Raw genomic sequence first — 13,786 nt, 5'->3', positions numbered from 1 at the left:
TCAACGCGGCAGACCGGTGCGACGGCTGCGGACGAGCTGCCACGGACGGGCAACGTAGCCCACCGAGGCGAAGCCGCTCCACACGTGCACGAGGCGCGTGAAGGGGAAGAGGATGAACAGCGTCATGCCCGCGACCATGTGGACCTTGAAGACGGTCGACACGTCGGCAATCATGCTGGCGGCGTCCCCGCGGAAGGTCACGATGTGCTGAGCCCAGGCCATCAGCTGCAGCATGGTTTCGCCATCGCGGTGCTGCAGCGACAGCGGCACGGTCGACAGGCCGAGCAGCAGGGTGCCCAGGATCCAGAACAGCACGACGAAGTCACGCGGCTTGGAGGTGGCGCGCACACGCCGGTCGTTCAGGCGGCGGGCAATCAGCATCAGCAGGCCGATCAGGCACAGGCTGCCGAGCGTGCCACCGGCCACGACGGCCAGCATCTGCTTCTGCGAGGCCGACACACCCAGGGCGTGCACCAGGTCGGCCGGGGTCAGCATGCCGACCAGGTGGCCGAAGAACAGGCCGATGATGCCCAGGTGGAACAGGTTGGAGCCGGCACGCAGCAGGCCGCCCGAGAGCATCTGGCTGGATTCGCTGCGCCAGGTGTATTGGTCGCGGTCGAAACGCACCAGGCTGCCCAGCAGGAACACGACCATGGCGATGTAGGGATAGATCCCGAAGAAGAACTGGTGGGTGAGGCTCATGCTGATGCTCCTCGTTGCGGCGCAGCGGCTTGCTTGCGCACGATGTGGATGGGTTGGGGAACGTCGGGGCGCTGCTGGCCGCGGCTGCTGCAGCCGCCGAAGGCATCCGGCTCCTGCCAGGCGTCGTCCAGGGCTTCGTCCTCGGTGACTTCGGTCGGCTCGATGGCCTGCGCCATCAGCTCGAGCACCGCCGCCGGGATGTGGGCATACAGGCTGCGCCGTTTCAGCAGCGCCGCGTACAGCGCGTTCAGGATGTGGGCGAACTCACTGGTGAAGTCGCGTGCGGCCGGGCCTTCCAGCGTCGAGACGAACTCGAGCACCAGGGGCAGGTAGTCGGGCAGCTCGCCACCCTGGTCGGGGTGCAGGTGCAGGCCGGCTTCCTCGTAGGTGCGGATCAGGTCGACCATGGCCTGGCCGCGGTCGCGCGAATCGCCGTGCACGTGTTCGAACAGGTGCAGCGAGGTGGCGCGGCCCCGGTCGAACAACTCCACGTAGTCGGACTCGACCTCGTACGGATCGCTGTGCTGCAGCTGGCTCACCAGCCGAGCCAGACCGGCCTGGCGGTCGGTCGACAGCCAGCGCTCGTCACGCAGGGCCTGGGCCAGCTCGCCCAGGTGTTCGCGCTGGGTCGCGTCCGGATAGGACAGCAGGCGTGCCAGGGCACGCAGGCTGCGCGCCGGGGTGGCGGCGGGGGCCACGGCCAGATCGGCATTCAGGATGTCGCTCATGGCTCAGATCTCCGACTTGATGGGGATGGTGCGCTTCTTCTTGGCACCGAACAGGCTGGGCTCGCTGTGACCGTCCGAGCAGCCGTTGCCGAACGAGAAGCCGCAGCCCCCCTTCATGTCGAAGGCGTCTTCGGCGTACTCGCGGTGGGCCGACGGGATCACGAAGCGATCTTCGTAGTTGGCGATCGCCATGATCTGGTACATGTCTTCCACCAGATCGGGCGTCAGGCCTACCTGGTCGATGGCCTTCATGTTCGGCTGGCCGTCGACGTGCTTACCGCGCATGTAGGCGCGCATGGCGAGCATGCGTTCCAGGGCGCGCGACACCGGGGCCACGTCACCGGCGGTCATCAGGTTGGCCAGGTACTTCAGCGGGATGCGCAGCTGGTTGACGTCCGGGATCTCGCCGTTGGTGCCGACGTGGCCCGAGTGGGCGGCGGCCTGGATGGGCGAGAGGGGCGGGATGTACCAGACCATCGGCAGCGTGCGGTACTCGGGGTGCAGCGGCAGGGCCACCTTCCAGTCCACGGCCATCTTGTAGACGGGGCTGTTGCGGGCGGCGGTCAACCATGCTTCCGGCACGCCGTCGGCGCGGGCCTGTTCGATCACCTTCGGGTCGTTGGGATCCAGGAAGATGTCGAGCTGGGCCTGATACAGGTCACGGTCGTGCTCGGTGCTGGCAGCCTGCTCGATGCGGTCTGCGTCGTACAGCAGCACGCCCAGGTAGCGGATGCGGCCCACGCAGGTTTCCGAGCACACGGTCGGCTGACCGGCTTCGATGCGCGGATAGCAGAAGATGCACTTCTCGGCCTTGCCCGACTGCCAGTTGTAATAGATCTTCTTGTACGGGCAGCCCGACACGCACATGCGCCAGCCGCGGCACTTGTCCTGGTCGATCAGCACGATGCCGTCTTCCTCGCGCTTGTAGATCGAGCCCGAGGGGCACGAGGCCACGCACGCCGGGTTCAGGCAGTGCTCGCACAGGCGCGGCAGGTACATCATGAAGGTCTGTTCGAACTGACCGTAGATGTCCTTCTGGATGTCCTCGAAGTTGGCATCCTTGCTGCGCTTGCTGAACTCGCCGCCCAGGATTTCCTCCCAGTTCGGGCCCCACTCGATCTTCTCCATGCGCTGGCCGGTGATCAGGCTGCGCGGGCGGGCGGTGGGGGCGGCCTTGGTCTTCGGGGCCGACTGCAGGTGGTCGTAGTCGAAGGTGAAGGGCTCGTAGTAGTCGTCGATCTGCGGCAGGTTCGGGTTGGCGAAGATCTTCATCAGCAAGCTGAGCTTGCCGCCCTGACGGGGCTCGATGTGGCCGTCTGCCTTGCGGATCCAGCCGCCCTTCCACTTCTCCTGGTTCTCCCATTCCTTGGGGTAACCGATGCCGGGCTTGGTTTCGACGTTGTTGAACCAGGCGTACTCGACGCCGGGGCGAGAGGTCCAGACGTTCTTGCAGGTCACCGAGCAGGTGTGGCAACCGATGCACTTGTCCAGGTTGAGGACCATGCCGATCTGGGCGCGGACTTTCATGACATCTTCTCCTTGATCGTCAGGCGTGAGTGGACGAAGCGGTGGCCTCGCCATCCAGCCAGTCGACCTTGTTCATCTTGCGCACCAGCACGAATTCGTCGCGGTTGGTGCCGATGGTTCCGTAGTAGTTGAAGCCGTAGCTCAACTGGGCGTAGCCGCCGATCATGTGGGTCGGCTTGAGCACGACGCGGGTCACCGAGTTGTGGATGCCGCCGCGCGTGCCGGTGATCTCCGACCCCGGGGTGTTGATGATCTTTTCCTGCGCGTGGTACATCATGACCATGCCCGGGTTGACGCGCTGGCTCACCACCGCACGGGCCGCAATGGCGCCGTTGGTGTTGAACAGCTCGACCCAGTCGTTGTCGACGATGCCGGCTTTCTTCGCGTCGTCCTCGCTCAGCCAGATCACCGGGCCGCCGCGGTTGAGCGTCAGCATCAGCAGGTTGTCCGAGTAGGTCGAGTGAATGCCCCACTTCTGGTGCGGGGTGATGAAGTTGAGCGCGATCTCCTTGTTGCCGTTGGGCTTGCGGCCGCCGATGTCGTCGAGCGTCTTCAGGTCCACGGGCGGGCGGTAGCTCACGAAGCCTTCGCCGAAGGCCTGCATCCACGGGTGGTCCTGATAGAACTGCTGACGACCGGTGAGGGTGCGCCATGGGATCAGCTCGTGCACGTTGGTGTAGCCGGCGTTGTACGAGACCTTCTCGCTCTCGAGCCCCGACCAGGTCGGCGACGAGATGATCTTGCGCGGCTGAGCCTGGATGTCGCGGAAGCGGATCTTTTCGTCTTCGCGGTGCAGGGCCAGGTGCGCGTGCTCCCGGCCAGTCTGCTTGGACAGCGCGTCCCAGGCCTTGACGGCAACGTGGCCGTTGGTCTCGGGCGCCAGCATCATCACCACCTCGGCGGCGTCAATGTCGGTCTCGATCTTCGGCAGGCCCTTGCTGACGCCTTCGTCGCGCACGGTGCCGTTGAGTTCACCCAGCTGGTGCACTTCATCCTGCGTGTTCCAGCCGATGCCCTTGCCGCCGTTGCCCAGCTTGTTCATCAAGGGGCCGAGCGAGGTGAAGCGCTTGAACGTGTTGGGGTAGTCGCGTTCGACCACGGTGACCTGCGGTGCGGTCTTGCCCGGGATCAGGTCGATCTCGCCACGCTTCCAGTCCTGCACGCCGAAGGGCTGCGCCAGCTCGGCCGGCGAGTCGTGCATCAGCGGGGTCAGCACCACTTCCTTCTCCACGCCCAGGTGGCTCACGCAGACTTCGCTGAACTTCTTCGCAAAGCCCTTGTAGATCTCCCAGTCCGAGCGGGCTTCCCACGCCGGGTCCACCGCGGTGGACAGCGGGTGGATGAAGGGGTGCATGTCGCTGGTGTTGAGGTCGTTCTTCTCGTACCAGGTGGCGGTGGGCAGCACGATGTCCGAGTACAGACAGGTGGTGCTCATGCGGAAGTCGAGCGTGACCAGCAGGTCGAGCTTGCCTTCGGGCGCCTGGTCGTGCCAGACCACCTCGGTCGGCTTGGCTTCATCCGCGCCCAGGTCCTTGCCCTGCACGCCGTGGGTGGTGCCCAGCAGGTGCTTGAGGAAGTACTCGTGGCCCTTGCCCGACGAGCCCAGGATGTTGGAGCGCCACACGAACATGTTGCGCGGCCAGTTGGCGGGGTGATCCGGGTCGTGGCACGACAGCTTGAGCGAGCCGTTCTTCAGGCCGCTCACCACGTGATCCTTTGGATCGAGGCCGGCGGCGGCGGCGTCCTTGACCACCTGCAGCGGGTTGGTCTGCAGCTGGGGGGCGGAGGGCAGCCAGCCCATGCGCTCGGCGCGCACGTTGTAGTCGATCATGCTGCCGCCGAACTGCGACTTGTCGGCCAGCGGCGAGAGCACCTCTTCCACGCCGAGCTTTTCATAGCGCCACTGGTCGGTGTGCGCGTAGAAGAAGCTGGTGGAGTTCTGCTGGCGCGGCGGGCGCGACCAGTCGAGCGCGAAGGCCAGGGCCGTCCAGCCGGTCTGCGGGCGCAGCTTTTCCTGGCCCACATAGTGAGCCCAGCCGCCGCCGGACTGGCCGATGCAGCCGCACATCATCAGCATGTTGATGATGCCGCGGTAGTTCATGTCGCAGTGGTACCAGTGGTTCATGGCCGCGCCGATGATGACCATGGACCTGCCCCTGGTCTTGTCGGCGTTGTCGGCGAACTGGCGGGCCACGGTCAGCACCTGGTCACGCGGCGTGCCGGTGATCTGCTCCTGCCAGGCCGGGGTGTAAGGAACGTTGTCGTCGAGGCTCTTCGCGCCGCTGTCGACCAGCTGGCCGTTGCGGTCGGTCAGGCCACGGAAGACACCGTAGCTGGCCAGTTGCAGGTCGTACACGGTGGCCACCCAGACCTCGCGGTTCTGGCCCGCTTCCTGCACGGTGATGCGCTGCATCGGCACGTTGCGCAGCAGCACGTCGCCCTGCTTGTTGCTCGGAAAGCCCGGCGAGTCGATGCCGCCGAAGTACGGGAAGGCGACGGTCTGCACGTCGGTCTTTTGCGTCTCGGCATGCTGTTCGTCTTCCAGCACGGACAGCTTGAGCTTGACCTCACGGCCCTCGACGGCCTCCTTGGCCTCCAGGTTCCACTTGCCCTGATCTGCGCGGCCTTCGGCGCCCCAGCGGAAGCCGATCGAGCCTTGCGGCACCACGACACGGCCTTCGCCGTCGTAGGCGAGGGTCTTCCACTCGGGGTTGCTGCCCTGCACGGCCTGGTCGTTCAGGTCGCTGGCGCGCAGGTAGCGGTGCGGCACCAGGGCCTTGCCGGCCGGGGTGTCTTGCTCCTTGAGCATGACCAGCATCGGCAGGTCGGTGTAGCGGCGGGCGTAGTCGTCGAAATAGGGGCTGCGCTTTTCGACGTAGAACTCGCGCAGGATGGTGTGGCCCATGGCCATGGCCACGGCGGCGTCGGTGCCCTGCTTGGGGTGCATCCAGATGTCGGCCAGCTTGGCGACTTCGGAATAGTCGGGCGTGACGGCCACGGTCTTCGCACCCTTGTAGCGCACCTCGGTGAAGAAGTGGGCGTCGGGCGTGCGGGTCTGGGGCACGTTGGAGCCCCAGGCGATGATGTAGTTCGAGTTGTACCAGTCAGCCGATTCGGGCACGTCGGTCTGCTCACCCCAGATCTGCGGGCTGGCCGGCGGCAGGTCGCAGTACCAGTCGTAGAACGACATGCACACGCCACCGATCAGGCTGAGATACCGGCTGCCAGCGGCATACGACACCATCGACATCGCGGGAATCGGCGAGAAGCCGATGATGCGGTCCGGGCCGTGCTGCTTGATGGTGTAAACGTTGGCCGAGGCGATGATTTCGTTGACCTCGTCCCAGGTGGTGCGCACGAAGCCGCCCAGGCCGCGCTGCTTCTGCCAGCTGCGGCGGGTCTCTTCGTTGGCCATCAGCGTGGCCCAGGCGTCGACCGGGGTCTTGGCCACGGTGCGGGCGGCACGCCACTGCTTGAGCAGCTCACCGCGCACCATCGGGTGCTTGACCCGGTTGGCGCTGTAGAGGTACCAGCTGTACGAGGCGCCGCGGGCGCAGCCACGGGGTTCGTGGTTGGGCAGGTCCGGGCGGGTGCGCGGGTAGTCCGTCTGCTGGGTTTCCCAGGTGACGATGCCGCCCTTGACGTACACCTTCCACGAGCAGGAGCCCGTGCAGTTCACGCCGTGGGTGGAGCGCACGATCTTGTCGTGCTGCCAGCGGTGACGGTAGGCGTCTTCCCAGGTGCGGTCTTCGCCCGTGGTGATGCCGTGGCCGTCGGCAAAGCCTTCCTTCGCTTGCGAGAAGAAGGTCAGTCGGTCCAGAAAGTGGCTCATGTTCTTGGCTCTTTTGGAGAAGAAGGGGGATCAGCAGGGCAGTTCGGCGTCGCGGCGGGCGTAGTACCACCAGGTCAGGCCGATGCACAGCAGGTAGAAGGCGATGAACGCAACCAGGGCCAGCTCGGGGCCGCCGGTGGCGGCGATGGCCGAGCCGTAGCTCTTGGGGATGAAGAAGCCGCCGTAGGCCGCAAACGCTGCGGTGAAGCCCAGCACGGCCGCGGCTTCGGTGTTGGCTTCCTTCAGGGCAGCGGCCTGGGCCACTTCGTCGTTGCGGGGCACGCGACGGGTCTTCAGGTTCAGGAAGATCACGGGGATCATGCGGAAGGTCGAACCGTTGCCGATGCCCGTGGTCAGGAACAGCACCAGGAACATCAGGAAGAAGCCGGTGAAGCTGCCCTCATGCGGGCCGAAGGGCAGGGCCCAGGCGCTGCCCGTGGTTTTGGGCAGGAAGCAGAGCACGCCGACCACGGCTGCGGCCATCACGATGAAGTTCCAGAAGGTCACGCGCGCACCGCCGAGCTTGTCGGCCAGCCAGCCGCCCACCGGACGGATCAGGGCGCCGACGAGTGGGCCGATCCAGGCGTAGGCCAGGGGGTTGACGTCCTTGAACTGCGACTTGATCAGCAGCGGAAAGCCCGCGGCGTAGCCGATGAAGGAGCCGAAGGTGCCGAGGTACAGCACGCACATCAGCCAGTTGTGCTTGTTGCGGAAGATGGCGGCCTGCGTGGCGAACGAGGCCTTGGCATCGGCGATGTCGTTCATGAAGAACCACGATGCGAGCGCCGCCAGGATGATCCAGGGCACCCACACGAAGGCGGCGTTCTGCGCCCACACCTCGACCTGCTGGCCGGCCTTGTTGACGATGTGCTGCGAGTCACCGCCCAGGAAGCCGAACACGCCCACCGAGATGATGATGGGGCTAAGGAACTGCACCACCGAGACCCCCAGGTTGCCCAGGCCGGCGTTGACGCCCAGGGCCGAGCCCTTGCGCTCCTTCGGGAAGAAGAAGCTGATGTTGGCCATCGACGACGAGAAGTTGCCGCCACCCAGGCCGCACAGCAGCGCGAGGATCAGCATGGTCGGGTAGGGCGTGGTCGGGTCCTGCACGGCCACGCCGATGCCGATGGCGGGGATCAGCAGCGAGGCGGTCGAGATGGCCGTCCAGCGGCGGCCACCGAACACCGGCACCATGAACGAATAGAAGATGCGCAGCGTGGCGCCCGACAGCGCCGGTGCTGCGGCCAGCCAGAACAGCTGGTTGGTCGAGTACTGGAAGCCCATCTGCGGCAGGTTCACTGCCACGACGCTCCACAGCTGCCAGACCGCGAAGGCCAGGAACAGTGCAGGCACCGAGATCCAGAGGTTGAGCTTGGCGATCGCCTGCCCTTGCGAGGCCCAGAAGGCCTTGTCTTCGGGCGTCCAGACGGTCAGCGTCGAGCCCGGGCGGGACTTGGCGCCCGCCGTGCTTGCTTGAATGGCCATGGTGAGGTCCTTGTTCAGGAGAAATCAGGAGCGGCTGCCGGCAACGGCGCCTTGCGGTTCGCCACCCAGCACGTCGCGGGTGCGCACTTCGGTCAGGTACATCCAGATCAGCGAGACCCAGACCACGCCGTAGAGCAGCATGAAGGCGCTGGAGCGGACGCCCGTGAGGTCAAGCAGATAGCCGAAGAGGATGGGCAGGATGAAGCCGCCCATGCCGCCGGCCAGCCCGACGATGCCGCTGATGGCGCCGATGTTCTGGGGGTAGTCGTTGCTGATGTACTTGAAGACGCTGGCCTTGCCGAAGGCCCAGGCAATGCCCAGGATGAACATCAGCGCGGTGAAGGTGTAGACGTTCAGGCCGATGTGGAAGGTCTGCGGGCCGTTGAGGGTCTGAATGGTGAAGTCGGTCTGCGGGTAGCTCAGCAGGAACAGGCAGATCCAGCTCACCCACATCACCCACCAGGTCACCTTGTGCGCGCCGTGCTTGTCGGACAGCCAGCCGCCGATGGCGCGCAGCACACCGCCGGGCAGCGAGAAGCACGCGGCCAGCAGGGCGGCGACGCGCAGATCGAGCCCGTATTCACCGACGTAGTACTGCACCATCCACAGCGACAGGCCCACATAGCCGCCGAACACGATGCTGTAGTACTGGCAGTACTTGAGCACGCGCGGGTCCTTCAGGGCCTTGAGTTGGGCGGCAAAGCCCCCCTTGGTCGGCGGCACCAGGTGGGCCGGGTCGTGAGCGCTGCCGAACCAGAAGATCAGCGCCGTGCCCAGCATGATGGCCGCGTACACCTGCGGCACCATCGTCCAGCCCAGGGCCACCACGATGACGGGCGCGACGAACTTGTTAACGGCGGCACCCGAGTTGCCGGCGCCGAACACGCCCATCGCGAAGCCTTGCTGGTTCTTGGGGAACCAGCGGGCCACGTACGGTGTGCCGACCGAGAACGAGCCGCCGGCCAGACCGACGAACAGGCCCAGCACCAGGAAGTGCCAGTACTCGGTGGCATAGGCCATCAGCCAGATCGGCACGACACAGGCGAGCATCGTGATGAACAGCACGATGCGGCCACCGAAGCGGTCGGTCCAGATGCCCAGTGGCACACGCACCAGCGAGCCGGTCAGCACCGGCGTGGCGGTGAGCAGGCCGAACTGCGTGGCAGACAGGCCCAGCTGCTTCTTCAGCGGGATCCCGATGACCCCGAACATCATCCACACCATGAAGCACACGGTGAAAGCCAGCGTGCTCACGACGAGAACCGAGATGGCCCTCCTGTTACTGCTCGACATGGTCGACTCCTTTTCCATGTCGGCAGTGTCGGAATATCAGGCGGGCGTCGGTATCCTTCTGTGGATCAGGTGGGGTCGTTCGATCGGCGTAGTCCGGCGGTCAGGTTTGATCTGGATCAGATGAGGCCAGCACCGCGGCCTGCACCCGCGAAGTGAGGTTCAGCTTGCGCAGGATGTGCTGCACGTGGATCTTCACCGTGGTCTCGGCAATGTCGAGCTTGCGGCCGATTTCCTTGTTGCTGGCGCCGCGGGCGATCTCGCGCAGGATGTCGCGTTCGCGTGGCGAGAGCTTGGCCAGCGGGTGGGGGGCGGCATCGGTGTCGGTGGGCTCCGGCAGGACAGCCTCGGGGGCCGGAACCCCTGCCGAAGGCGGTGTCTGGGCGGCCTGCGTGGCCTGGCGGTAGGCGGCCACGAGCTTGACGGTCATCTCGGGTGAAACCACCGATTCGCCTCGGTGCACGCGTCGGATCGCATCGACCAGGTCGTCGCCGTCCACCGTCTTGAGCAGGTAGCCGCTGGCGCCGCGAGACAGGGCGTGGACCAGGTCATCCGCATCCTCGCTGACAGTGAGCATCAGCACCCGCGGTGCTGGCGCATGGGCCAGCAACTGGGGCAGCGCGTCGACCCCGTGCACGCCGGGCAGGTGGTTGTCCAGCAGCACGACGTCGGGAGCGTGGGCTTGCACATGGCGCAGGGCCTCGCCGGCATCGCCGGCCTCGGCCACCACCGTGAGGTCGTCGGCGGCGCCGAGCAGGGCGATCAGGCCGCGACGGAACAGGGTGTGGTCGTCGACCACCAGCAGGCGGATGGGCATGGTCTGCAGCGAAGTGGAGATGGAGCGGCGATTGTCCGCCACGGAAGGCCTTCATCCAGGAACTACTCCTACGGAAGGATGGGCACGGCGCGGACCTCTGCCTAGACTGCGGCATGCCACCGTTGGCGCTGCCAGCCCGTTTTGTGCCATGCCTGCCCTCATCGACCCGTTCGGCCGTGTGATCGACTACCTGCGTGTCTCGGTCACCGATCGTTGTGACCTGCGCTGCACCTATTGCCTGCCGCAATCGTTCAAAGGCTTCGAGGAGCCGGCGCACTGGTTGCGTCTCGACGAGATGCAGCGACTGGTTGGTCTGTTCGTCGAGGCGGGCGTCCGGCGCGTGCGTCTGACCGGTGGCGAGCCGCTGCTGCGCCGCGGCGTGACAGAACTGGCGTCCGGGCTCAAGGCCTTGCCCGGCCTGATCGATCTGTCGATCTCCACGAACGCGACCCGGCTGGACCGCATGGCCCGCTCACTGCGTGACGCCGGCGTGGATCGCCTCAACATCAGCCTGGACAGCCTGGACCGCGGATGTGTGGCGCGCATCACGGGACGGGATTGCCTTGATGAGGTGCTGCACGGCATCGACGCGGCGGTGCAGGCGGGTTTCGCGCCCATCAAGCTCAACATGGTCGTGCAGCAGGGCGTCAACGACCACGAGATCGAGGACATGGTCCGCTATGCGCAACGCCATGGTCTGATCCTGCGCCTGATCGAGCCCATGCCCGTGGGCGACACGGGCCGGGCCACACCGGGGCGCGATCTGACCGCCCTCGGCGAAGAGCTGGCGCGACGCTGGGATCTGGTGCCCCAGTTGCATGGTGGTCGCGGCGCGGGCGGTGGACCGGCCCGATACTGGCTCGACCCCGTCAGTGGCATGAGCTTTGGCGTCATCACGCCCATGAGCCAGCACTTCTGCACCACTTGCAACCGGGTCCGCCTGGGGGTCGATGGCACGCTCTACCTCTGCCTGGGGCAGAATGACCAAGTGCCCCTGGGCCGGCTGCTCCGTGCCGGTGCCAGCGACACCGCGCTGCGCGAGGCCATCCACGACGCGGTGGCGCGCAAGCCCGAGCGGCACGAGTTCAGGGATCGCCCCGAACAGATTGTTCGTTTCATGGCGCAGACGGGTGGATGACGCACGACCCGACCTCATGGCGATTTCCTCTCATGACCCTGCTGCCCGCGCCGCCGCCGAGTCGTCCAGCCTCTCGCAGACCACCGGCCTGACGCTGGCCCGCAAGCTGGCGGCCATCGGCGCGGTGTTCCTGGGGGTGGCCCTCTTCACCGTTGGGCTGTCGATGTGGGTCACCTGGCAGCTCGAAGGGGGGGCGGCGGCCATCAATGAGGCTGGGCGCATGCGCATGCGCTCCTACCAGATGGCGCTGAGCCTGCGCGAGCAGCAGGCGGGGGTGCCCGGCGATGCTGCTGCACGGGTGCGCGACAGCCTGGCCCAGCTGGATGGCAGTCTGGCCCTGTTGCTGGAGGGCGACCCGCAACGCCCCCTGACCGTCCCGGGGAGTGCCGAGGTGCGTGAGCACCTGGTGCGTGTCCAGCGCAGCTGGGGAGCCTTGCGGGCGCAGGTCGTCCAGCAGCTCGATGAAGGGCCCGCGCCGGGCACCCTCGCGGTGGAGCCGTTTGTCGGTGAGGTCGACACCCTGGTGTCCGCCATCGAGCAGCGGCTGGAAACCCGGACGGTGGCCCTTCACACCTTCCAGCTCGTCATGATGATTCTGGCGGTGCTCAGCGCCCTGGCCATTCTGTATGCGAGCCATGTGGTGGTGCTGGAGCCGGTGGCCAACCTGCGCAGCGCACTGCAGCGCGTGGAGCAGGGTGATTTCGCGGTGCGGGTGCCGCCGGGAGCGGCCGACGAACTCGGTGAGCTGGCACTGGGCTTCAACCGCATGACCGAGCGCCTGGCCGCCTCGTATGGCGATCTGGAAGCCAAAGTGACCGAGAAGACGCGCAAGCTGCGGGCCGAGCAGGCCCGACTGCAGGCGCTCTACGACGTGTCGACCTTTGTGGCTTCGGCCGACACCCTGCGCGCCCTGGGCGAGGGCTTCGCGCGCAAAATGCGTGCGATTGCCGGAGCCGACGCCGTGGCCATTCGCTGGTCTGATGAGGCCAACGACCGCTACATGCTGCTGGCAAGCGACAGCCTTCCCCGCATCCTGACCGAGGAGGAGCAGTGCGTGCTGACGGGCGCCTGCTTCTGCGGCGAGCGGCCGCAGCCCGGTGTGACGGCCCGTGTCCGCGTCATCCCCATCCTGACCGAAGGCGGGCTGCGGGATCCGGAGGCTGCCAAGCTCAAGCGCCGTTGTGCCGACGAGGGCTACACCACCCTGGTGACCATTCCCCTGAACCTGCAGCATCGGCTGCTGGGCGAGATCGAGCTGTTCTACCGGCAGGACGTGGCCCTGGGCAGCGAGGACCACCACCTCTTCGAGGCGCTGGGCAGTCACCTGGCCGGTGCCATGGAAAGCCTGCGCATGGCCGCACTCGATCGTGAGTCGGCCGTGGCCAGCGAGCGCAAGCTGCTGGCGCAGGAGTTGCACGACTCGATTGCGCAGTCGCTGGCCTTTCTGAAGATCCAGATGGGGCTGCTGCGCACGGCGATGGCGCGGCGGGACGATGCCGCCATCGCCCAGACCCTGGCCGAGCTGGATGCGGGCATCAAGGAAAGCTACAGTGACGTCCGTGAACTGCTGCTGCACTTCCGGGTGCGGACCGACAGCGGGCGACTCGATATGGCTCTGCGTGAAACCCTGTCCAAGTTCGAGATCCAGGCGGGATTGCGCACCCATTTCAGCTATGAGGACGATGGCGTGCCACTGCCGGCCGATGTGCAGATCCAGGTTCTGCACATCGTGCAGGAGGCGTTGTCGAACGTGCGCAAGCACGCGGGCGCCACGGAGGTCTGGCTCGACGTCGTGGCCCAGCCGAACTGGCAGATCACCGTGCGCGACGATGGCCATGGCTTCGACGTGGACCAGGCCGCCCCGGATTCCACCCATGTGGGCATCAGCATCATGCGCGAGCGAGCCGATCGCATCGGTGCCGGCCTGGCGGTGCAGTCCGGTCAGGAAGGCACGCGGGTGGTCCTGAGCCTGAGGCAGGCCTTCTGAGCCCCCAACCCTTATCTTTCACCCATGATCACCATCCGATACTTCGCTTCGTTGCGCGAAAAGCTGGGCGAGCACGACACCGTGGCCCTGCACGAACTGGCGCACCCGACCGTGGGCGGTGTCCGGCTTGCCTTGATGGCACGCAGCCCCTTGCACGCCGAGTCTCTGGTCTTGACGGCCGGCATCCGTTCGTCGTGCAACCATGAACTCTGTGACGACAGCCAGCCGGTGGCCGAGGGCGCCGAAGTGGCCTTTTTCCCGCCCGTGACAGGCGGTTGAG

General features: G+C 66.3%; 10 protein-coding genes. 3 read left to right on the top strand and 7 right to left on the bottom strand.

The features are described from left to right. From narI to QZ709_RS09740, 7 genes are all read right to left on the bottom strand, one after another. Complete coding sequence (gene narI / locus QZ709_RS09770) at nucleotides 1-702, bottom strand: respiratory nitrate reductase subunit gamma (RefSeq protein ID WP_294637081.1); 702 nt, start codon at nucleotides 700-702, stop codon at nucleotides 1-3. After that, nucleotides 699-1,430: a nitrate reductase molybdenum cofactor assembly chaperone gene (gene narJ / locus QZ709_RS09765; RefSeq protein WP_294637080.1), complete on the bottom strand. Its 732-nt coding sequence runs from the start codon at nucleotides 1,428-1,430 to the stop codon at nucleotides 699-701. Before narJ ends, narI begins: the two co-directional genes overlap by 4 nt. A 3-nt stretch (nucleotides 1,431-1,433) precedes the next feature. Beyond that, nucleotides 1,434-2,957, bottom strand: a complete 1,524-nt coding sequence (gene narH / locus QZ709_RS09760) for a nitrate reductase subunit beta (protein WP_294637079.1) — start codon at nucleotides 2,955-2,957, stop codon at nucleotides 1,434-1,436. 19 nt (nucleotides 2,958-2,976) lie between these two features. Continuing rightward, entirely contained in the window at nucleotides 2,977-6,789 is a 3,813-nt protein-coding gene (locus QZ709_RS09755) for a nitrate reductase subunit alpha (RefSeq protein ID WP_294637078.1), read from the bottom strand. Nucleotides 6,790-6,819: 30 nt separating this feature from the next. After that, nucleotides 6,820-8,274, bottom strand: coding sequence for a NarK family nitrate/nitrite MFS transporter (locus tag QZ709_RS09750; protein WP_294637077.1), 1,455 nt, complete (start codon nucleotides 8,272-8,274; stop codon nucleotides 6,820-6,822). Between the two features lie 24 nt (nucleotides 8,275-8,298). Further along, nucleotides 8,299-9,567, bottom strand: coding sequence for a nitrate/nitrite transporter (locus QZ709_RS09745; RefSeq protein WP_294637076.1), 1,269 nt, complete (start codon nucleotides 9,565-9,567; stop codon nucleotides 8,299-8,301). Between the two features lie 100 nt (nucleotides 9,568-9,667). Next, nucleotides 9,668-10,381, bottom strand: coding sequence for a response regulator (locus tag QZ709_RS09740; RefSeq protein WP_294637144.1), 714 nt, complete (start codon nucleotides 10,379-10,381; stop codon nucleotides 9,668-9,670). A gap of 148 nt (nucleotides 10,382-10,529) precedes the next feature. Here QZ709_RS09740 and moaA point away from each other — a divergent pair, with 148 nt between their 5' ends. From moaA to QZ709_RS09725, 3 genes are read left to right on the top strand one after another with little or no spacing between them, the layout of a single operon-like run. Further along, a complete protein-coding gene (gene moaA / locus QZ709_RS09735; protein ID WP_294637075.1) occupies nucleotides 10,530-11,519 on the top strand; it encodes a GTP 3',8-cyclase MoaA in 990 nt (329 codons plus the stop codon). A gap of 16 nt (nucleotides 11,520-11,535) precedes the next feature. Further along, nucleotides 11,536-13,506: a type IV pili methyl-accepting chemotaxis transducer N-terminal domain-containing protein gene (locus QZ709_RS09730; RefSeq protein WP_294637074.1), complete on the top strand. Its 1,971-nt coding sequence runs from the start codon at nucleotides 11,536-11,538 to the stop codon at nucleotides 13,504-13,506. A 24-nt stretch (nucleotides 13,507-13,530) separates the two neighbouring features. Continuing rightward, nucleotides 13,531-13,785, top strand: a complete 255-nt coding sequence (locus tag QZ709_RS09725; RefSeq protein WP_294637073.1) for a MoaD/ThiS family protein — start codon at nucleotides 13,531-13,533, stop codon at nucleotides 13,783-13,785. Nucleotide 13,786: the final 1 nt, after the last annotated feature.

Source organism: uncultured Aquabacterium sp. (assembly GCF_913773725.1).
In the GTDB taxonomy this organism is placed as follows: Bacteria; Pseudomonadota; Gammaproteobacteria; order Burkholderiales; family Burkholderiaceae_C; genus Aquabacterium.
This window is presented reverse-complemented; position numbering and strand designations above follow the sequence as displayed.